This is a genomic window from Microcoleus sp. Pol12B5 (genome assembly GCF_036701335.1).
Classification (GTDB): Bacteria; Cyanobacteriota; Cyanobacteriia; order Cyanobacteriales; family Microcoleaceae; genus Microcoleus.
Map to the genome: position 1 here is coordinate 30,203 of NZ_JAUBQQ010000003.1, position 19,346 is coordinate 49,548.

The window sequence follows — 19,346 nt, forward strand, 5'->3', positions numbered from 1 at the left end:
AACAATAAGCCGCCGGATTTATGTGTGGGTTCAATCTCAAATCGGGTACGGGATCTAATTAAATTTAGAAACTTATTAACTCACATGAAAATACTCTTAGCGATCACATGAAATCAGAAAAATCACTCAATACTCTAGACAAGGCGGCAACGCCGAATTTAGGCGGCGAAGAAACGCTAATTCACCACTCGGTATATGTTAAAAAATTGCGTCCGCTGCTGCCGTCGGATGCCTTTGAACCAGATCCTAGCAAGTTAGCAATACTACTCATCAACGCTGCTATTTTATTGCTGGGATGGGGAATTGCTGCTAATCTCGATCGCTGGTCTGTCTATCTTTTAGTGCTTTACTTACCTTTAGCCGTTATCATGGGCAATAGTATCATAGTTTTGCTATTTAGCTCCCACGATTTGATGCACGGTAGCGTTCAGAAAAAGTCGCGCCTGACTTATCCGATCGCCTTTTTGGGACTAAGTATGCTGTTTATGCCGGCTACTCAGTGGAAAAATCTGCACAACCTCGTACATCACAATAACACGAATTCTTTGGCAGACCCCGATCGCAACTATCTGTACCAGCAACCAGATACTTGGGGAAAATGGATTCAAAATCTGTTTGTACCGTCGGTGGAAGTCAATCCGCTGTGGTTAATTGTAGGGATGGCCGGTTCGTGGTTAGTGCATAATTTCCGCAATCTCACCTCGGTACTGTTCTTTAACGATAAATCTGTCGATTACGTACCGGCTGCCTTTACAGTTAGTCCTAAAGATAGATTGACAATCGCATTTGAATGTCTGGGAATTTTAGGGATTCATGCGAGTATTTTGTTCTACCTGGGATTTCATCCGCTCAAAATCGCTCTTGCCTACTTTTTGCCGATCGCAATTGGTCATGCAGGCGCCATGTTTTACATCTATACCAACCACATGGGTTGCCGGATGACCGTCATTAATGACCCGCTGATCAACAGTATGTCAGTGCGGGTTCCTAAAATATTTGACCTGCTGCACTTAAATTTTGCTTACCACACAGAGCATCATATTTTCCCCAGCATCAACTCAGATTATTATCCGATGGTGCAAGAGTTGTTGCAAACTCACTATCCTGGACGCCTGAATTTAATCGATGCTGGCAAAGCTTGGCGGTTGCTGATGCAAACACCCCGGCATTATCAAGATGAAGTCACCTTCTCTGATTCCTCTGGTACAATGTGCGTGAATTGCTCGATTGTTGAAGACTATAAAAGCTGAGAATTCGTATTGCAACTCACATCTTGAACCACGCTGAAGAACAGGCTTTTGGGCCTGTTCCACAAAGAATGAATTTTCGTGTGGGGTGGGCGTCTCGCCCGCCCCAAAAAATACAATTCTACATACTGATGCTATTGAGTACCAACGAAGGCTTGAGAGCAAAATAAGGGATTACTCGTTTTTGATTGTTAGCATCAATCTTTTGTTCTGCCATATTCAAATTTTGCTGGAACTGTCTCGTTAAAAATTCGATCGGCGTTCCCTCAAAAACTTCATCGAAGCTCATCCGGTAGAGTTCTCGGAAAGATTTATCGTAATAACCTAAACGGTCATATCGATAAGCTGACAAAATAAACATAATTTTCAGTTGTTCAGCCGCTCGCTTGTACGGAGGAAGCAACCGTAAAATGTCCTTTTCCGTAATCACTTCAAGAGTTCCCGCAGCAGTAATTTTGGGAATATCTCGGTAGGCTGCCAAAGGCATATTGGCAGAAAAACTCATGTATTCATACTGGGGAAAATTGACTGCTGAATGCTGCGGGCCACAGGTAAAAATTATGGTTGTGACAATTTTAATTAATTGTTCAACTGTGTCGATTTTGCTGGGCATTCCTTTGACTTTACCGCCCTCATTCGAGGCTAATTCTTGGGCCCAAGTTTGCAGTTCCACATCTTGGACGAGTGCTTCATTTGTCGGGTAAAAGAATTTGAGATAGCCACATACAAAGGTTTCGATCGCATTCCACAGCAGCAATCCATCATCTCGGTAAGGATAGTGAGGCAGTTGATTTGGATCGTCCATGCCCCTATTTTTCAGTTCGGTTGGGAAGGCAAATTGATCCAGACTCCAGTTACTGCAAGCCTCTCTAGCTATTTCCATTGTCTCTGGCAAGCTACCGCTTAGCAAGTCATCGACTGGCCCGCCCGGAGCGATCAAATAAGAACGTGCCAGCTCGTTGTTAGTCAACATAAACCGAAAGTGCGGTTTCAGCAGCAGGCTAAGAGGATGATTTTTAGCCAACTGTCGGGCGGTGACGATCGCGATTGGTTCCATCACCAAATGAGTTCGACCTAAATGCGAACTCATTTCGTGGTGATTGGCATCTGCTACTTGCACGCAGAGTTTCGCAAACAGCCAATCCACAGGAGGATCGAACGGGGTGTAAAGATGGCTATTTGGCGTCGGATCTAGTTGAATGGCGATCGGCACCAGTTCACCGCGATCGCGGATTCCCGTCCACCGCCAAGCAAAAAAAGCTCGCGGTTTTGGCAAGAATTTTCTGCCTTTTTCATAGCTGCCGCCTCCAATTTTTGAAGGTGCGCGATAGTGTTGGTCGCTACCCGTATAATCGGCAATGTAAATGTTTTTTTGTTGCAACTCTTGACCCAGATCGAATAATGGGTGAAAGCTGGAAATTTGTGCCAGTGTTTGCGCCCGAGGATCGCCGGCATCTAACAAACGAAGCACCATGGGATTTGCCCCAGACAGGCGCTGTTCTGCAAAAGAGCGATCGGTTTGGTAGATTTTGGCAACAGCAGGTAGCGGCAACAGAGTAAAGAAATCTTCATAGTCTTGGAGCTCATCGAGAGGATCGAGAAAACTTCTAGAATCGGCTGCCAGCATATTTCCGGGAAGTTCCGATGTTGCTAGTATCCGCTCTCCAATATACTTGCTCGAAAAGTTCTCGACTGGTGGCAGATCTTTCAATAATGCCAAAGGTGATAAACTGTCATGGTCAAACTGATAAGCTTGTTGCTGACGATTTAAGGAATCGCGGCGCTGTTCTTGGTTCGGATCGTCTTGAGGAAGAGAAGGTTTCATATTCTGTACCATTGTATAAATTAACGCTTTTTTGGTAGTAAAATATCGGACATCATCACTACTGATCGAGGATGGAATTTAAAAAGTATTGTGCGGGTTCATGCTTGATATAGGTCTTATTCACCGATCGATCATCTGATTCCGGACTTTTATAAACTCACACAAATTTCTCAAAAGAATGCAACACTTCTAGATCGCCCTCAATCCACATAGGGCGGTTTCATTATCCAGAGAAGTAGGTCGCACTTGAGAACCCCGGCTTCTCAAAGAAGTCGGGGTTCGGGGTGTTCGGTTTTTTGAGCTTGGTCTACTGATGAGCGATTAGGCATGAGTCATTAAATATTGACCGTTGCCGTTATATTCGCCGTCGCAACTCGCGAAATTAGACACAAACCAAATCAAGTAAAACCGCCAAATGCGACGAAATTTGGCATAGTCGATGCCGTAGTCCAAATCTTTGACTATTGCCTGAGAATCGTCAAAGTTTTTCAGCCACTTAGCAAAGGTTGTGGAGTAATTGTATCCGTTGAGATACCATCTTTGAATTGTTTTGAGGTCTTTGTTGTGACTGGGAACAGCATCGTATTTCCAGTAACGGCCGTGGGGGAAAATGTATTTGTGGGTGAAAACGCTGGATATATTGTTCGGAGTGCGAACTGTGATGATGTGAATGAAAGCTTTGCCGTTATCCTTCAGGAAAGATGCCAGCTTTTGGAAAGCTTTCGTTAAATTGCCTACATGCTCAAAAACTCCGATGGAGAGAATTTTGTCAAATTTTGTCTCGAAGTTGGCGTCGTTCAAATCGCCTTCATATAGGGTAAATCGACCTGAACTAAGGTAGCTTTCGGGGTATTGCATCTTCTGACGCATATACTCGCATTGGTGGTGGCTGAGGTTAATCCCCGTAAAAGTGACATTGGGAAATTTGGAAAGAATGTAATTGGGAACGCAACCCCAACCGCAGCCAAAGTCTAAAATATTGTCGCCATCCTGAATTTCTAGCTTCTCAATCACATCATCAATCATCTGCATTTGCGATTGTTCAAGGTTGGTGGCTCCTTTTTCCCATAATCCCATGCTGTATTTAGGGTAAATGAGTTTTCCGTCACCTAACATCGGATTCAGCATAGCTTGAGGTAAGTCGTACTGAATCTTCATTAAATCCCGCGACCCTTCGGCTGTGTGATCTGTTTCTGTTAGTACCCATTCGTAGGGTGCAAGCAGGGACGGGAAATGCTTAAAAAAGACGGGCATACAGGTATCAAAAAGCGATCGCAATACTGAATCTGGGACTTCTAATCCGTTGATGTAAGACTCTGCTACTGCCATTTGCACCGTGTTAACTGCACTGACTGCGAGGCGGGTTGCTGCGTAGGCGATCGGACTTTTGATATGTACATCTCCCACTATGGGAATGTGCTTTTCGATGTTTTGTAAGGCTGTTGATGAAGTCATGGTTATACTGGTTTTAAAGATGCTGCTATTCTATCTCACCAAAATTAGCTGGTTGTTACAGAGCAAAAAAGCTGAAACTATTGCCAAGTAAGGTTTGCACAGCAAAACTTTCCCAAATTCTAAAAATATATGGCTGTTGAAGGGGATTTGATAACGGATTTATAGGGCTTTGGGCGAGATTAATTTTATTAAGAATTATGTCAGTTCATTTTAGATTTTAGATTTTAGATTTTAGACTAACTCCACAGCTTGAATTGGGGTATTTTTACCGTGAGATGAAAATTGTAGTGTTCAGTTATACCATTTTAGATTTGAGAATTGAGAATGAATGATGAGCTAAGAGGTGGACTCTTGCCTAGAGTTGCATTCTTTTTTTAAACTGGTGTCAATTGGGCGGTTGAGCTGATGAAACGAGAAGCAAATGCCGATCGCGACTTATAGTTAAGGAATCAGGGATACAGAAAAAATGCCGAGAAACCGGGTTTGCATACAGGTTCGCTGCAATAACAGATGTCCGCGAGATTCCTCGCTAATTAGCTAGACGCGCCACATATGCCACAGATTCACTATCTGCCGGACGATCGCACGATCGAGATAGACGACGACGATATAATTCTCGAAGCTTCTCTGCGTGCCGACATTCCCCACACCCACATCTGCGGCGGTAGCGCCCGATGTTCGACTTGCCGGGTATTGATTGTCGAAGGTTTGGAATTTTGCTCTCCGCGCACTTCGCCGGAAGAGGAACTTGCCCAAAAATTGCGTTTAGAACCGGAAATTAGACTGGCTTGTCAGACACAGGTTGCGGGCGGCAAGGTGATTTTGCGTCGATTGGCGATCGATTCTGAAGACTTGGAATCCTTTAACGACGAAATGGCAGGAAAGTCAATTTCTGCTCCTGTGGGTCAAGAGAAGAAAATTGCAATTTTGTTTGCCGATATTCGAGGGTTTACGCCTTTTGCAGAATCGCTATTGCCCTACGATGTAATTTATATTTTAAATCGCTATTTCCAAAAAATGGGTTATGCAATCAACCGCAACAGCGGGATGATTAATAATTATATGGGAGATGGTTTTATGGCGCTGTTTGGGTTGGAAAATTCAGACAGGGCAGCGGAACAAGCGGTGAGGGCTGGGGTGCAGATGCTGGAGGAACTAGAGAAACTCAATCCCTATTTTGAGACTCTATACCGTCACCGATTGCGGATTGGAATTGGTATACATTACGGGTGGGTGGTTGTGGGGAATTTGGGGGCATCGAAGAGTCAGACAGTTACGGCGATCGGAGATGCGGTGAATTTTGCCAGCCGGATCGAGGCTGCTAATAAGCAAGTGGGAACCAGTTTACTGATTTCCGAGGAGACTTATCAGGAAGTTAAGAAATTGGCGATCGTCAATCAGTGCGTATCCGTGCAAATTCCGGGGAAAAGTGGCGAATATCCGCTGTATGAAGTAGTCGGGATGCCGCCGCTGCCCGTGGAAATTGAAAAAGTTTCTGAGATAAGGGAAGGTTCTATTTGGCAAAGTTTTGTCAATAAGTTACTGGCTTTGTATGCTGCCGTGTACAATTGGATTATGAAAATTTGGAGTCAAATTAGAAAACTCTAGAGCAAGTTTTTTTAGTTGTATTATTACCTCGATCAAATGAATATTCCTCAGTCAATAGTTCGCATTTTTCTTATGCTCCCCAACGGTCAGATTGGGGCACAACTGCGAGATAATATTCCCGGTATTGCCAGTCAAGGAATGCTTTCTACTTTTGGTGGTGGCGTGGACATTGGAGAAATTCCACAGCAGGCAGCAGTGCGAGAAATGGAGGAAGAAACTTGCCTCACAATCAATGATTACACAATGGAATTTATCACAACTTTTACTCACCAAAAGACCCAAAAAGAGAGAAAAATTTTACAAAAAAACCACCTTTTTTTGGCTAGAGTTAGCGATTGTGATAAAATAGAAATTAAAGAAGGTGTGGGTTTGGTAGTTTTGAGAAAAGATGTAGATTTTGAAAAAGTAAACGCCGGGGAAGGTACTCAAATGGCTTGGACATTGTTGCAGGAATATTTAAAATAAAAACTCCCACACTAAGTTTTGCCCACGAGGAGACTGAAACTTTAATAGAGAACTTCTTTTACGATGCTGTCAAATACGAATTCAGAGTACGAATTATTACTACAGCGGGCGATCGCGCTTGCAGCAAAAGCTCATGAGGGGCAGGTTGATAAGGCAGGCAATCCCTATCTCGCTCATCCGCTATTTGTGATGGAAAATGTAACTTCTATAGAACAGAAAATCGTAGCGGTTTTACACGATGCGGTCGAAGATTCGGAACTTAAACTTGAGCAACTTAGAAGCGAAGGTTTTCCTGAAGTTATCGTCTCGGCGATCGAGGCGATTACCAAAATAGAAGGAGAAGCTTATCCAGCTTATTTAGAGCGTGTGATTGCCAACCCGATCGCATTGGCCGTCAAAATCGCTGATGTTACTCATAATCTCGATCTGCGTCGCATCGCCAATCCGACAGAGGCAGATTTTCAACGCATTGCAAAATACAAAAAAGTCCTCAGTCAGTTGCGTGCCGCCCTAAAATAATTATTTTTAATAAAGTGAAAATATGTCAATTCTGCCGAATGGGGCTTAAACATTTTATAGTAACTCCCCATAAGAGCAAATTTAAGGTTTTAATAGGGTATTATCTTATCCAAATGGACAGAAGTCTATAAGATGTTGAAATGGCTGAACAATTGGCGCCAAGCGCTCAGCATACTGAAGCCTGCTGTGGAGGAGCAACCCGCGCCTTCTCCTGAAATTCCTAAAACATTTCTTCACCCAGCTCCCAGAAAAACTGTTGCTAAAAAATTATTCAATGACAATCCACTGTATAAGCTTGCAGTTGATCCGCTAGAATCGAGCTTGTTTTATCGCTCGGTTGAGGGAAAAATTGTGAGCCGATCATTAGTTTCTGGCGCAATTGAGTGGCAATCTGAAGAATCGGGCTCTCCCCTACGAGTAACAGATCAAATCCTTTGGGCGCTGCAAAGTGATGCAATCGCCGCATATTCCACAATTGATGGTCAACTGCTTATGCGATCGAATCAGTTGTGGCTACCTGGTGAGGTTACTGACTCACGGTGTGATTTATCTGAGCAAAGCTTGCGGATCGCTCTACTTCGTGTTCAGGTGCGAGGAACTCCTGGCCCGTCCCATGAGGAGTCAGCAGCTTATCAGATTAATCTAATTACTGGAGAAGTCACTAAGATATATGCTCTTAAGGGTATGCGGTGGGATGATGGGCCTAATTTCAAACCGCGTGATGATTGGCGGCCTAATTTGCAAGAAGTCGAGGGGCAAATCTATCCATCGGTTTCTAGTGAGCAGCTTTTGAAAATAAACCGCCCTCTAGGATTTTATGAATCTGCTCAGTTGCAAACCGCTTCACTAATCATTGACAATTACCGCACTGGCGATGCAACTCCAAGAAGTGTTTTATTAAGTGTCTTTAGTAACCAACCTCCCTATTCACAACTGTGGGCAGCCATCATAAATGAATATTGGGAAGGATTTTGGATGCCTTGCTAACGGGACTTAGACCAAAACTGAAGCCATTTTGGCTTCAAACCCAAATAGAGAAATACTTTTAGCTCAAATGGGCATGAATCTATTTATACAAATGGTTTCAGGCATTTTTAGGTCATCGACCTCTTTCCATTGCCAGCGAGGGGGTTTGGGATCTTAAATGGGCTATAAAATGTTTAAGTTCCACTAATTAATTTCAGTTCAAATACGCTAACAGACATAAATTTAACCGCAGATGTCCGCCTTCATCGTGGCCTAGGCATCTTGCCTGGGCGATATCTGCGGTTAAAAAAATCCCCAAATCTTAAGCCATCACCATCCCCCCATCCACATTAAAAACCTGCCCCGTAATATAAGCCGCTGCGGCATCTGCCGCCAAAAACTTCACCATCCCCGCAACTTCTTCAACTTCCCCATACCTCCCCAGCGGAATATACTTCAAAATCTCATCAGACTTGACATCCTTAGTCATATCTGTAGTGATAAAACCCGGTGCAACTGCATTCACAGTAATCCCGCGACTGGCCAACTCTTTCGCCACAGTTTTAGTAAACCCAATTACCCCAGCCTTCGCCGCACTGTAATTAGCTTGTCCGGGATTGCCCATTTGCCCAGCAACCGAAGCAATATTAATAATTCGGCCGCTTCGCTGTTTCAGCATGATTTTACTGGCAGCTTTCGCACACAAAAACACGCCAGTTAGATTCAAATCAATTACCGCTTGCCAATCTTCCAACTTCATCCGCAGCAGCAAAGTATCGCGAGTAATGCCGGCATTGTTCACCAAAATGTCAATTCGTCCCCATTTTTCCATGACATTACTGGTGAGTAAATCTACTTGGTCAGTTTTCGAGACATCTGCTGCAAGTGCGACAGCTTCTCCTCCAGCAGCGACTATTTCTGCTACCACCTCATCAGCAGCAGCACTCGAACTCGCATAATTGACGGCGACTTTAGCGCCCTCTGCCGCTAGCCCTAAAGCAACCGCGCGGCCGATTCCCCGCGACGCACCGGTCACGACAGCAACTTGACCCCGCAATCTCTGAAAAGTCTCTGGTAATAATTCCATAATTGTATCCTCGCAATCTACCAGAGAATTTTGCACTAAAATCGAGCCAGAACCCAAAAAATTATTTTGTCTTATGGCAGTTCAAAAACAGTTCAGCAGTTTTGAGGAGTTACTATCGGGCTCTGACTTGCCGGTGTTGGTAGATTTTTACGCTACTTGGTGCGGGCCTTGTCAGATGATGGCACCGATTTTGGAACAAGTGAGTGGTCAGATGAAAGACAAGCTGATGGTTGTCAAAATTGACACGGATAAGTACGAACAGTTGGCGTCGCAGTATCACATTTATGCTTTGCCGACTTTGGTGTTGTTCAAAAATGGCGCTGAGGTCGATCGCATTGAGGGAGTTATGCAACCGGCGCAGTTGATCGATCGAGTGCAACCTTTCTTGTAGCACGAGCCAATTATCTCACACGTAGGGTGCGTCAGCTCATATCTGATTCATTATGAATAAGATAATCCTAGTTGACGCACCCTACCTATGAAGACTCCCAGCCACGCTATTATCAATCTCGCTATTCTCGGCAAACCGCAACTGCCGCAAGCTAATCTCATTATTGCGATCGGCGGAATCTTACCCGACATCCCAATATTTCTATTTTACTTTTGGGCCAAATACATTGCTCGCTTGCCCGCAGCTACAATTTGGTCAAAAGCATATTATGAGCCTTTTGTGCAAGATATTGTGGCTCTGTTTCATTCAATTCCCCTGGCGGTTATTGGTTTGCTAATTGCTTATTACTTTGGCTGGCAAAGTGTGCAAATTCTGTTTGTCAGCATGATACTACACTCTCTGGGAGATTTGCCTGTCCACAATGACGACGCTCATCGGCACTTTTTTCCGTTCAGCAATTACCGTTTTATCAGTCCGTTTTCTTATTGGGATAGGAAGCACTATGGGTCAATTGTTTCTCTAGTGGAAATGTTGTTAGTGCTGATCTCAACTTACCGCGTTTTTGGTTTTGTTAATTCTTATACTGGAAAAACGTTGTTGATTTTGGTGAATGGTTTTTACTGGGCTGGCGCGGTTTATTTTCAGGTGCGACATTTATTTAAATTCACTTCCCAAAGATGAAACATGAACTCAAAATTACCAATTAGCAGTTAGGAATTAGCAATTACCATATTGTTAACTCCGACGAATATTAAAACAACACCAATCTTGACGCTTCCATAGAGTAGCCACAATCCAGCCGTGCTGTTCGAGAGTGTCAGCAATTGGCTTAGCTTGTTCGAGCAAAATGCCGCTGAGCACGGCCCAAGTAGTCGGTTTGCTAATTGCCGTGAACTGCGGGATTAAATCAATGATTACTTCTGCTAAAATGTTGCAGATCAAACCGTCGATCGGCTCATCGACCATTTCCTTCAAGCGATCGATACTGCCGAGTTCTGCAACCAACTGGTGAGAATTAACGCGGTTGAGTAGTCTGTTGCTAATAGTCGATCGCACTGCCAAAGGATCAGTATCCAAAGCATAAACTTTTGTAGCGCCCAACAACACCGCGCCGATCGACAAAATACCAGATCCGCAGCCGATATCAGCAACGATGCACTCTTTGTCATCAAAACCGAGCCGCATTTCCAGCGACTCCAGACAAAGTTGAGTAGTAGCGTGAGCACCAGTACCGAAGGCCACACCCGGATCTAAACGCAAAATGACGCGATCAGTATCGGTTGGTAAGGGCAGCCAAGCCGGATTAATTAAAAAGCGATCGCCCACTTCTTGAGGCTGCCAGTGCTCCTTCCAAGTGCTGCCCCAGTCTTCGTCTTCAATCAAATCCCACTGCATCGCAGGTAGGGGCAAACCTGCACACAGAGCATCTTGGCGCAGCCACAGAGACAGAGCGGCCAAATCCAGCAATCCTGCCTGTTCTTCGGGCAAATAAGCCGACATCAGGCAGGAATTGCTTTTGATCTCCGTAGCAGTTCCCTGACAGTTAAATCGTTCCAGACGCCAAAAGATGATATCTTCCAGCGCCGGATCGCAAAGAATTCTAATTTCCCACCAGCTATGTGCCATAACGATTTTAGATTTTAGATTTTAGATTTTAGATTGGCCCAGGGGAAATGGAGACTGGGAACTGGGGAGTGAGGAATGAGGATTGGCTAATAGAAAAATTCCCGCTTTCAGGCCAATTACCAATGATCAATTACCCATTACCAATTATCAGCCCTGGCATCCAAAATCTAAACTCCTAAATCCGTCAAAGATTTACCGTGTAAGCATCCCGAATTCCCGGAACTTTGAGGATCTCAGCCAGTATCCCCTCTGGTAGAGGGTCATCGAGGCTCAAAACCATCACCGCATCGCCTCGCACGATTTTACGGCCTACCTGCATACTGGCAATATTGACATTAAAACTGCCCAATTGGGAACCAATTTTGCCAATAATCCCCGGCATATCGCGGTGCAGGGTAAACAGCATATGGTGAGTGGGGGAAACGTTGACCGGGAAATCGTCAACGCTGGTAATCCGAATTTCGCTTTCGCCGAGCACAGCACCTGTCACGGTGTGTTCGCCGAGAGTTCCCTTGGCCGAGAGGTGCAGGGAGCCGGTGTAGTCGCGAATTGAGGCGTCTCTGGTTTCGACGACGCGAATTCCGCGTTCTTTGGCTTCAATGCTGGCGTTGACGTAGTTAACGCGCTCTCGCAGGGCTTGGGAGAGCAGGCCTTTGAGGGCGGCAACGACTACGGGCTGGCTTTGGTTGCTGGCCAATTCGCCTTGGAGTTGGACGTTGAGGTAATCGACTCGGCCTCCGGCTAGCTGGCTGACGAGGTTGCCGAGGGTTTCGGCGAGTTGCAAGTAGGGTTTGAGTTTTTCGATCGAGTCTGGGTAAATTCCTGGTATGTTGACAGCCGATCGCGCGGGCAGCCCCAACAGTACATCGCGGATTTGTTCAGCAACGTCGATCGCCACATTTACCTGAGCTTCCGCTGTGGATGCTCCCAAGTGGGGCGTCAGCACGATGTTCTGGCCGACACTCCGCAACGGGGAATCAGCTTCCAGCGGTTCGTGTTCGTAAACGTCCAAAGCTGCGCCGGCGATCTTGCCTTCTTTGATGGCTTCTGCGAGGGCTGCTTCGTCGATGATGCCACCTCTGGCGCAGTTTATGATGCGGGCCGTGGGCTTCATTTTCGACAGCACTTCAGCGTTAATTAAGTGCAGGGTTTCCGGCGTTTTGGGGATGTGCAGGGTGATGTAGTCGGATTCGCGCATCAGCAGTTCGAGTTCTACCAAGCGGCAGCCCAACTGGTCGGCTCTTTCGGTCGAAATGAAGGGGTCGTAGGCCAGCAGTTTCATGCCCATTGCTTTGGCTGCGGCGGCGAGGTGGGAGCCGATTTTGCCCAAACCGACGATGCCGAGGGTTTTTTTGTAAACTTCTACGCCGAGAAAGCGGTTGCGTTCCCATTTACCCCCTTTGACGGATTCGTTAGCTTCCGGGATGTGGCGAGACATCGAGAGCATCATGGCAAGCGCGTGTTCGGCGGCGGCGATCGTGTTGCCTTCGGGGGAATTGACGACTACAATTCCTTTGCGGGTAGCGGCGGGTACATCGACATTATCTACGCCGACGCCGGCTCTGCCGATAATTTTAAGTGAATTCCCGGCTTCTATGATTTCTTTGGTAACTTGGGTGCCAGAACGGATCATCAAAGCGTCGTAATCTGGAATAATTTTTACCAGTTGTTCGGCTGAGAGTCCTGTGTTTACGTCAACTTGCGCGACTTGGGAGAGGATGTCAATTCCGGCTTGGTCGATCGGATCGGATACTAGAACTTTAGGCATAGCAAGCAATTGAGTGCAATAGTAAAAATAGACCGAGCGTTGGCGAGCTCAAAGTTGAGACTTAGACTTAGAGCAGTATCTAACAGCTCAGCTCAAGCTTGCCTTTGTGCAGTTTGAATTGTATCTGTATTCGGTCAAGGTCGGCCGTTTTTTGCATGAAATATTTTAGCTTTGCGGGCGATCAGACTCTCTGACCGTCTGAAAATCCCCCAAGTGCTTAGCTAGTATGTCTTTTCGGTCTATAATAGACTTTGGCTATTCAAGCCTAACTATCAGGAATTGTTTGCTAATGAATTATCTTATCGCTGTACTGCCCGATCGAATTCAAGCCGAAGCTGCCTACTGTGCTCTGGAAAAAGAAGGCTTGCCTATGAAGCAGGTGAGTATTTTGGGCCGCGGCTACAAAACTGCTGATGAATTTGGCTTAATCGACCCGAACCAGCAAGCGAAGAAACAAGCTAAACTCATGGCTATTTGGCTGATTCCCTTTGGCTTTATTGCTGGGGTTACTTTCAGCTTGATTACTGAGTTGAAGACTTTTGCCTGGGCGGGAGAAATTGGCGATCATGCGATCGGTGGTGTACTCGGTGCGATCGCCGCTGCAATGGGCAGTGTGTTTGTTGGAGGCGCGGGCGGTATGGCTTTTGGTAGCGGCGATGCTTTGCCCTACCGCAACCGTTTGAATGCGGGTAAATTTTTGATTGCCGTTAAGGGTACTGATGATTTGACTGGGAAAGCTGCGAAGATTTTGCAGCAGTTTAAACCGGAAAATATCCAAGGTTATACAGAGACTTAGTTATTTGTTTGTTAACAGTTGACGGTTAACTGTTAACTGTTGACATTCAACTCGTGTAATATTTGGAGGCAGTTATGGAATCACAAACTATCCCCCTACATTCTCCCCTCGAATTAACAGACGAGCAGTTTTTTCAGTTGTGTATAGACAACCGGGATTTCAGATTTGAGCGGACTGCTAGTGGAGGATTGATTATTAGAGACTGTTGGCGAATCAATAAAGGGCTTCACCTCCCACCCCTAAAAATAGTGGTTCTAGACTAAATGTCTAATTGACCATATAGCCATTAACTACCAATAGTGAACGGAAATACTGCCTCCCAGAGGTGATGGGTAACAGCCCCTGCGAATTCGCCAACAGTCTCTTTCAACCGCCGTCTTATCTTTTCCCGCTAATTGATGGTATGACCTATGAAAATCCTCCACGGGACTTGGATTCCTCAAACAGAAGAGAGTTTTGTTCAAGGTGGAACTTTTTGTCTTTGGGTTGAAACCACTGCAAAGAAAAAACAGCCTGCTAAAGTTCACCCCCGACAATTGGGGACGGCACAGTTAAGAGAGTTTCTAACGAAAGAAGCCGGGATTCAACTGTCAGCAGTCAGCAATACAAGTGCGATGGGGCGAGAATACGCGATCGTCCCTCGGTATTTTTTACTCCCCACTGCTGACAACCAGCCGTTGCCCTCTTTAGAACTAGCGCGATATTTAGAGACAGAGTTACCCGAAACATTTGAGTTGGAGTATTGGCAAGTTGATTGTGTGTGCATCGCCACCCACACTTTGACTAAAGTATTGAACGATCTGCATTTTTTTGCCCTCTACGATTTAGCAGAAGTTCAGTTTGGTTCAGACTTGCTATTTTGGTATCACTACACCCAAAATTTTAAGCAAATTGTTCTGAAAGATCATTATATTCCGGCGTTGCGCTATCGAGAAACTGCTCCGATCGCGATCGCACCCATCGAAACATCCGAACCCGCTGAGAAAGCCACGCGCGGGCGTAAGAAAGCGGGCGAGACAAAAACCAAAACAACTGCAAAAACTCCAAAAACACCTGCCAAAATTGAACCCAGCTTTGAGATTTATCCGGGATGGGAAATTGTTTCAACACAGTACGAAACTGATTTACAACGCTATGTTGAATGGATGCCTTTAGTTTGTGTGTCCGGTTTTCGGAAGATCCAGCTACAAGATACACCAAAGTTCTACGATCGCGAACGGTTGCTGCGGCATTTTTCCGAGTGTGCGATCGCGGAAATTGTCACTCAAACCCCCATCCCAGCATCGTTTGAAAATAAGATTGCGGATTCTTTACTTCAAATCTGCCTCAACCAAACACGAAAAATCGCGCCAGTAAGCCTCGAACAATACCGGCAATGGCAAACCTGGCGCGATCGCATTACGCGCAATCAATCTGCTGACTCATTCTCCCTTTGCTTTCAACTACAATCCCCCGAAAACCCCGAACAACCTTGGGTTTTAGAGTTTCAGGTGGCTGCGAAAAAAGACCCATCTCTGCGGATGCCGTTGCAGGATTATTGGCGATCGCGATCGACTCAACAAAAACAGTTGCAAACACAATTCGGAGACAACTTTGAGCAACATTTGCTGACAAATCTCGGCTACGCTGCCCGCATTTATCCCCAACTTTGGCAAGGGCTAGAAACCGACAAACCCGTTAACATTACCCTCAGCTTAGATGATGCTTTCACCTTTCTCAGCGAGTCTGCTTGGGTATTAGAAGATGCCGGATACAAAGTGATTGTCCCCGCTTGGTGGACGCCGAAGGGACGACAACGGGCGAAGATTCGCCTGCAAGTCAAAGGGAAGGGCAGCAAGAGCGCTGCAATCAAGGGCAAAGGATTGTTTTCGGCGGATTCCTTGGTGGAATATCAATATGAATTGGCGATCGGGGGTGAACGGGTTAGCGAACAAGAATGGCAGGCGTTAGTAAATAGCAAAACACCGCTGGTACAGTTCCGAGGACAATGGATGGAACTGGACAAAGACAAGATGCAGGAGATGCTAAATTTTTGGCAAAAACATCGCGAAGAAAACCCCGATTTAAGCCTGATTGACTTTATGAAGTTGACGGCAGAAGGAGAAGCGAGCGAACAGTTGGAGGTTGAGCGCGATCGGGCTTTATCGGATATGTTGGAGAAGCTGAACGATAAGAGTCGCTTAGAGTTAATTGCCGATCCAGCAAAGTTTCAGGGCAAGTTACGGGATTACCAAAAGCGCGGCGTTTCTTGGTTGAGTTATTTGGAAAGCTTGGGATTAAATGGCTGTCTTGCCGATGATATGGGTTTGGGTAAATCGGCGCAGGTACTTGCTCGATTATTGCAAGAGCGGGAAGTCTTATCTACTACAAAAGAGACAGAAAAAGCGATCGCACCTTCGGTTCTACCCACGCTGCTCATTGCGCCCACATCCGTAGTTGGTAACTGGCAAAAGGAAATGGAAAAATTTGCTCCAGAATTGCGATCGCTGATTCACCACGGCCCTCAACGTTTGCAAGATGCCAAAGCATTTAAAGCCGCCGTCCAAGATTGTGATATGTTGATTACTTCCTTTACCTTGGTGCGAAAAGATGAGAAGCTGTTGAGCAGCGTAGCGTGGCATCGCGTGGTAATTGATGAAGCGCAGAATATTAAAAATCCGAAAGCGGCGCAAACAAAGGCGATCTTAAAGTTGCCTGCTACCCATCGGTTGGCGCTGACTGGAACACCCGTGGAAAATCGATTGCTGGATTTATGGTCAATTTTTAATTTCCTCAATCCGGGCTATCTGGGTAAAGAGGCGCAGTTTCGGAAGTTGTTTGAGATCCCGATTCAAAAAAATGGGAGTCGCACGCAATCGGCAGCGCTCAAAAAATTAGTGGAACCCTTTATTCTCCGGCGCCTGAAAACCGATAAGTCGATTATTCAGGATCTCCCCGACAAAGTTGAGCAAAAGCTCTACTGCAATCTCACCCGCGAGCAAGCTTCGCTTTATGAAGCGATCGTCAAAGAGGTAGAACAAGAAATTGATGCGACGGAAGGGATGAAGCGCAAGGGGATGATTTTGGCGACACTGCTGAAGCTGAAGCAAATTTGTAACCATCCGCGCCAGTTTTTGCAAGATGAAAGTGAGTTTACACCAGAGCGATCGCACAAGCTGGAACGGCTGATCGAGATGATTGAGGAAGTCAAAGCAGAAGGCGAAAGTTTATTGGTATTTACGCAGTTTACAGAACTGGGAAGCGCGTTGGAAAAATACATTAAACAAACGCTACATTACAACACTTACTACATCCACGGGGGAACCAGCCGCGAAAAACGGGAACGGATGATTTCAGAGTTTCAAGATCCAGAGTCTGAACCTTCGGTATTTATTCTGTCACTGAAGGCGGGCGGTGTGGGAATTACACTGACAAAAGCCAATCACGTGTTCCATTTCGATCGCTGGTGGAATCCGGCGGTGGAAGATCAGGCGACCGATCGGGCGTTTCGGATCGGACAGCAAAAAAATGTGTTTGTGCATAAGTTTGTGGCGATTGGCACTTTGGAAGAAAAGATTGACCAAATGATTGAAGACAAAAAGAAATTGGCAGGGTCAATTATTGGTGCGGATGAGTCGTGGTTGACTGAGTTGGATAATGAGGCATTTAAGAAATTAATTAGGCTCAATAAAAATGCGGTTCTAGATTAGGAGAAGCCAAAAAATATGTCACAATTTACTCGGACTTGGTGGGGCAATAAATTTATCGAGGGGCTGGAAAGATTTACAGATTCTGGGCGACTCGGACGGGGACGTTCCTATGCACGGAATGACAAGGTAAAAAGCTTTAAGATTAATGATGGCTTAGTGATGGCAGAAGTAAGAGGCTCGGTTAATCCTTATTTTGGGGTTTATAAGGAGCCTCTGTACAAAACTAAAATTGAGTTTGAGCCGATTAGTCAGGCAAAGTGGAAAGTGGCGATCGCCCAAATGGCATCAAAAGCCAGCTTCATTTCTCGGCTGCTGCTCAACGAAATGCCCGACAACATTGAAAATGCTTTTGCACCCCTCGGATTGCACCTTTTACCCAGCAGCCGTGAGGACTTTAAAACCACTTGCTCTTGCCCAGACTATAGCAATCCCTGCAAACATATTGCCGGAGTTTATTATTTGGTGGCGGCCGAATTGGACAAAGATCCCTTTTTACTGTTTGAATTACGGGGGCTTTCTAAGGAAGTGCTGCACCGCGAATTAGCAAAAACGCCTTTGGGCTTGGCACTGGCGGCGGAGTTGACGGCTGATGCAGCGGCCCCTGTGGCGGTGGATTCCTATTACACGCAGGCGATCGCCAGTGAGGCGCAAACGGTCAGCCTGAAAGAGTTTTGGCATGGTGCGAAGCGATTACCGCAGACGATTGATGTGGGGGTACAGAGTGGGGTAAGTGCGATCGTGGTGAAGAAACAGGGAGATTTTCCACAGTTTTGGCACAAGGATGGTTCGTTTATTGAGGCGATGGAAGAGCTGTATTTGCGGGTGAAGAAGAATAAGTAGTTGGGTGGACAATTTTGCTGCCATACTCGATCGAACTCTTGCAAAAACTTAAACTCGAAGACTTCATAGATTTGGTACAATAATCGTGCTCATCATATCAGCTTTACCAGCAACTAAAATCATACGCTCGTTACTTGATGATCTTAGACTATAATTAAATTAGTGCGACTGTTAAAAAAGTAGACTTTTTAGTTACAGCAAGCTTTGGCAATTTCAAATTAGAATCTAGCATTAACTGATGTTACAAAGAGAAGAACTGTTAAAAGGCATCGAAAACCGCGAATGTGTGGCGCGGGCGATCGACCAAGCGGAACAAGCAATTAAAACTTGGGAAGTTACTCAGACTGATTTTCTGTCGCCTCCAGAATTGGCGGACACTCTGACGGTATTTAAGCGCTTAACAGACGTGGAATTAGTGGCTTGGGGCGGCTACCCGCAAGCTGAAAGACAAAGAATAGCGATCGCGCGATCGGATATCCCGATCGACTCTGCTAGCGTTAACGTTGCTGCGGTAGAAATCGCTGGCAATTTCTTGTTCGATACAGCTTCTCACCGCGACTTTTTGGGGGCGATGTTGGGTACGGGAATTGTCCGCGAGAAAACTGGTGATGTGATTGTTTTGGGAGAACGCGGCGCGCAAGCCATTGTCATGCCGGAGATGGTAGAGTATTTGGAGATGAGTTTGCAGCAAGTGCGATCGGTTCCTGTACAAACGCGGCGCATTGAGTTGAGCGAACTAAAAATTAGAGAACCCAAAAAGAAAGAAATGACAACCGTTGAAGCATCCATGAGATTGGATGCTGTCGCCTCGGCTGGATTCGCAATGTCTCGCAGCAAAATGGCCGATTTAATTGGCAGCGGCGACGTGCGAGTTAACTGGAAAGACGTTACTCAAGCTAGTTATAATGTCAAGTCTGGAGATTTAATTGCTGTTACCGGCAAGGGAAGATTGGAAATTGGGGAAGTTGCTGTTACTAAGAAGGAACGCTATCGAGTCCAGTTAACTCGATATTTGTAATTCTGGGAATTGGTATAACTCATATTTTGCACCACTGCTAATAAGT

Annotated in this window: 16 protein-coding genes and 1 pseudogene; 12 read left to right on the plus strand and 5 right to left on the minus strand. The window is 45.7% G+C overall.

All coding sequences use genetic code 11. The features are described from left to right. The first annotated feature begins 107 nt into the window (after window positions 1-107). Complete coding sequence (locus QUA24_RS02480; protein WP_333226927.1) at window positions 108-1,250, plus strand: fatty acid desaturase; 1,143 nt, start codon at window positions 108-110, stop codon at window positions 1,248-1,250. Window positions 1,251-1,368: 118 nt separating this feature from the next. On the opposite strand, the gene QUA24_RS02485 is transcribed toward QUA24_RS02480, so the two are convergent. Continuing rightward, entirely contained in the window at window positions 1,369-3,072 is a 1,704-nt protein-coding gene (locus tag QUA24_RS02485; RefSeq protein ID WP_333226929.1) for a lipoxygenase family protein, read from the minus strand. Window positions 3,073-3,393: 321 nt separating this feature from the next. Then, window positions 3,394-4,527: a class I SAM-dependent methyltransferase gene (locus QUA24_RS02490; protein WP_333226931.1), complete on the minus strand. Its 1,134-nt coding sequence runs from the start codon at window positions 4,525-4,527 to the stop codon at window positions 3,394-3,396. A 552-nt stretch (window positions 4,528-5,079) separates the two neighbouring features. On the opposite strand from QUA24_RS02490, the gene QUA24_RS02495 reads away from it, so the two are divergent. From QUA24_RS02495 to QUA24_RS02510, 4 genes are all read left to right on the plus strand, one after another. Continuing rightward, a complete protein-coding gene (locus tag QUA24_RS02495; RefSeq protein WP_333226933.1) occupies window positions 5,080-6,135 on the plus strand; it encodes an adenylate/guanylate cyclase domain-containing protein in 1,056 nt (351 codons plus the stop codon). Between the two features lie 36 nt (window positions 6,136-6,171). Beyond that, a complete protein-coding gene (locus QUA24_RS02500) occupies window positions 6,172-6,600 on the plus strand; it encodes an NUDIX domain-containing protein (RefSeq protein ID WP_333226935.1) in 429 nt (142 codons plus the stop codon). 63 nt (window positions 6,601-6,663) lie between these two features. Further along, window positions 6,664-7,119: an HD domain-containing protein gene (locus QUA24_RS02505; protein WP_333226937.1), complete on the plus strand. Its 456-nt coding sequence runs from the start codon at window positions 6,664-6,666 to the stop codon at window positions 7,117-7,119. A gap of 132 nt (window positions 7,120-7,251) precedes the next feature. Next, window positions 7,252-8,106, plus strand: coding sequence for a hypothetical protein (locus QUA24_RS02510; RefSeq protein ID WP_333226939.1), 855 nt, complete (start codon window positions 7,252-7,254; stop codon window positions 8,104-8,106). A gap of 301 nt (window positions 8,107-8,407) precedes the next feature. On the opposite strand, the gene fabG is transcribed toward QUA24_RS02510, so the two are convergent. Then, complete coding sequence (gene fabG, locus QUA24_RS02515; RefSeq protein ID WP_333226941.1) at window positions 8,408-9,172, minus strand: 3-oxoacyl-[acyl-carrier-protein] reductase; 765 nt, start codon at window positions 9,170-9,172, stop codon at window positions 8,408-8,410. 73 nt (window positions 9,173-9,245) lie between these two features. Between fabG and trxA the strand changes: the two genes are divergently transcribed. Together trxA and QUA24_RS02525 are read left to right on the plus strand one after the other, a co-directional pair. After that, window positions 9,246-9,563: a thioredoxin gene (gene trxA, locus QUA24_RS02520; RefSeq protein WP_333105192.1), complete on the plus strand. Its 318-nt coding sequence runs from the start codon at window positions 9,246-9,248 to the stop codon at window positions 9,561-9,563. A gap of 87 nt (window positions 9,564-9,650) precedes the next feature. Beyond that, entirely contained in the window at window positions 9,651-10,244 is a 594-nt protein-coding gene (locus QUA24_RS02525) for a hypothetical protein (protein ID WP_333226943.1), read from the plus strand. A gap of 54 nt (window positions 10,245-10,298) precedes the next feature. On the opposite strand, the gene prmA is transcribed toward QUA24_RS02525, so the two are convergent. Next, window positions 10,299-11,189, minus strand: a complete 891-nt coding sequence (gene prmA, locus QUA24_RS02530; protein WP_333226945.1) for a 50S ribosomal protein L11 methyltransferase — start codon at window positions 11,187-11,189, stop codon at window positions 10,299-10,301. Window positions 11,190-11,373: 184 nt separating this feature from the next. Next, window positions 11,374-12,957 carry a phosphoglycerate dehydrogenase gene (gene serA / locus QUA24_RS02535; RefSeq protein ID WP_333211887.1) on the minus strand — a complete coding sequence of 528 codons (1,584 nt, stop codon included), beginning with the start codon at window positions 12,955-12,957 and terminating at the stop codon, window positions 11,374-11,376. Window positions 12,958-13,246: 289 nt separating this feature from the next. Between serA and QUA24_RS02540 the strand changes: the two genes are divergently transcribed. The 5 genes and pseudogenes from QUA24_RS02540 (at window position 13,247) to QUA24_RS02560 (ending at window position 19,300) form a co-directional block, all read left to right on the plus strand. Beyond that, complete coding sequence (locus tag QUA24_RS02540) at window positions 13,247-13,753, plus strand: hypothetical protein (protein ID WP_333084683.1); 507 nt, start codon at window positions 13,247-13,249, stop codon at window positions 13,751-13,753. A 74-nt stretch (window positions 13,754-13,827) separates the two neighbouring features. Next, window positions 13,828-13,950 (plus strand): annotated as a pseudogene (locus QUA24_RS02545) (Uma2 family endonuclease); the annotation flags it as partial. Window positions 13,951-14,163: 213 nt separating this feature from the next. Then, on the plus strand, window positions 14,164-17,442 hold the full coding sequence (locus QUA24_RS02550) for a DEAD/DEAH box helicase (protein WP_333226947.1): 3,279 nt from the start codon (window positions 14,164-14,166) through the stop codon (window positions 17,440-17,442). A gap of 15 nt (window positions 17,443-17,457) precedes the next feature. Next, complete coding sequence (locus QUA24_RS02555) at window positions 17,458-18,282, plus strand: SWIM zinc finger family protein (protein ID WP_333226949.1); 825 nt, start codon at window positions 17,458-17,460, stop codon at window positions 18,280-18,282. Between the two features lie 238 nt (window positions 18,283-18,520). Continuing rightward, a complete protein-coding gene (locus QUA24_RS02560; RefSeq protein WP_333226951.1) occupies window positions 18,521-19,300 on the plus strand; it encodes a photosystem II S4 domain protein in 780 nt (259 codons plus the stop codon). Window positions 19,301-19,346 lie beyond the last annotated feature (46 nt).

Excerpts from the sequence above, each read along its gene's own strand:
- QUA24_RS02505 (WP_333226937.1), top strand. The coding sequence starts at position 6,664 with ATGCTGTCAAATACGAATTCAGAGTACGAATTATTACTACAGCGGGCG.
- QUA24_RS02510 (WP_333226939.1), top strand. The coding sequence starts at position 7,252 with ATGTTGAAATGGCTGAACAATTGGCGCCAAGCGCTCAGCATACTGAAG.
- serA (WP_333211887.1), bottom strand. The coding sequence starts at position 12,957 with ATGCCTAAAGTTCTAGTATCCGATCCGATCGACCAAGCCGGAATTGAC.
- QUA24_RS02490 (WP_333226931.1), bottom strand. The coding sequence starts at position 4,527 with ATGACTTCATCAACAGCCTTACAAAACATCGAAAAGCACATTCCCATA.
- QUA24_RS02485 (WP_333226929.1), bottom strand. The coding sequence starts at position 3,072 with ATGAAACCTTCTCTTCCTCAAGACGATCCGAACCAAGAACAGCGCCGC.
- QUA24_RS02555 (WP_333226949.1), top strand. The coding sequence starts at position 17,458 with ATGTCACAATTTACTCGGACTTGGTGGGGCAATAAATTTATCGAGGGG.
- QUA24_RS02525 (WP_333226943.1), top strand. The coding sequence starts at position 9,651 with ATGAAGACTCCCAGCCACGCTATTATCAATCTCGCTATTCTCGGCAAA.
- QUA24_RS02480 (WP_333226927.1), top strand. The coding sequence starts at position 108 with ATGAAATCAGAAAAATCACTCAATACTCTAGACAAGGCGGCAACGCCG.
- trxA (WP_333105192.1), top strand. The coding sequence starts at position 9,246 with ATGGCAGTTCAAAAACAGTTCAGCAGTTTTGAGGAGTTACTATCGGGC.
- QUA24_RS02550 (WP_333226947.1), top strand. The coding sequence starts at position 14,164 with ATGAAAATCCTCCACGGGACTTGGATTCCTCAAACAGAAGAGAGTTTT.
- QUA24_RS02500 (WP_333226935.1), top strand. The coding sequence starts at position 6,172 with ATGAATATTCCTCAGTCAATAGTTCGCATTTTTCTTATGCTCCCCAAC.
- QUA24_RS02540 (WP_333084683.1), top strand. The coding sequence starts at position 13,247 with ATGAATTATCTTATCGCTGTACTGCCCGATCGAATTCAAGCCGAAGCT.
- QUA24_RS02560 (WP_333226951.1), top strand. The coding sequence starts at position 18,521 with ATGTTACAAAGAGAAGAACTGTTAAAAGGCATCGAAAACCGCGAATGT.
- fabG (WP_333226941.1), bottom strand. The coding sequence starts at position 9,172 with ATGGAATTATTACCAGAGACTTTTCAGAGATTGCGGGGTCAAGTTGCT.
- prmA (WP_333226945.1), bottom strand. The coding sequence starts at position 11,189 with ATGGCACATAGCTGGTGGGAAATTAGAATTCTTTGCGATCCGGCGCTG.
- QUA24_RS02495 (WP_333226933.1), top strand. The coding sequence starts at position 5,080 with ATGCCACAGATTCACTATCTGCCGGACGATCGCACGATCGAGATAGAC.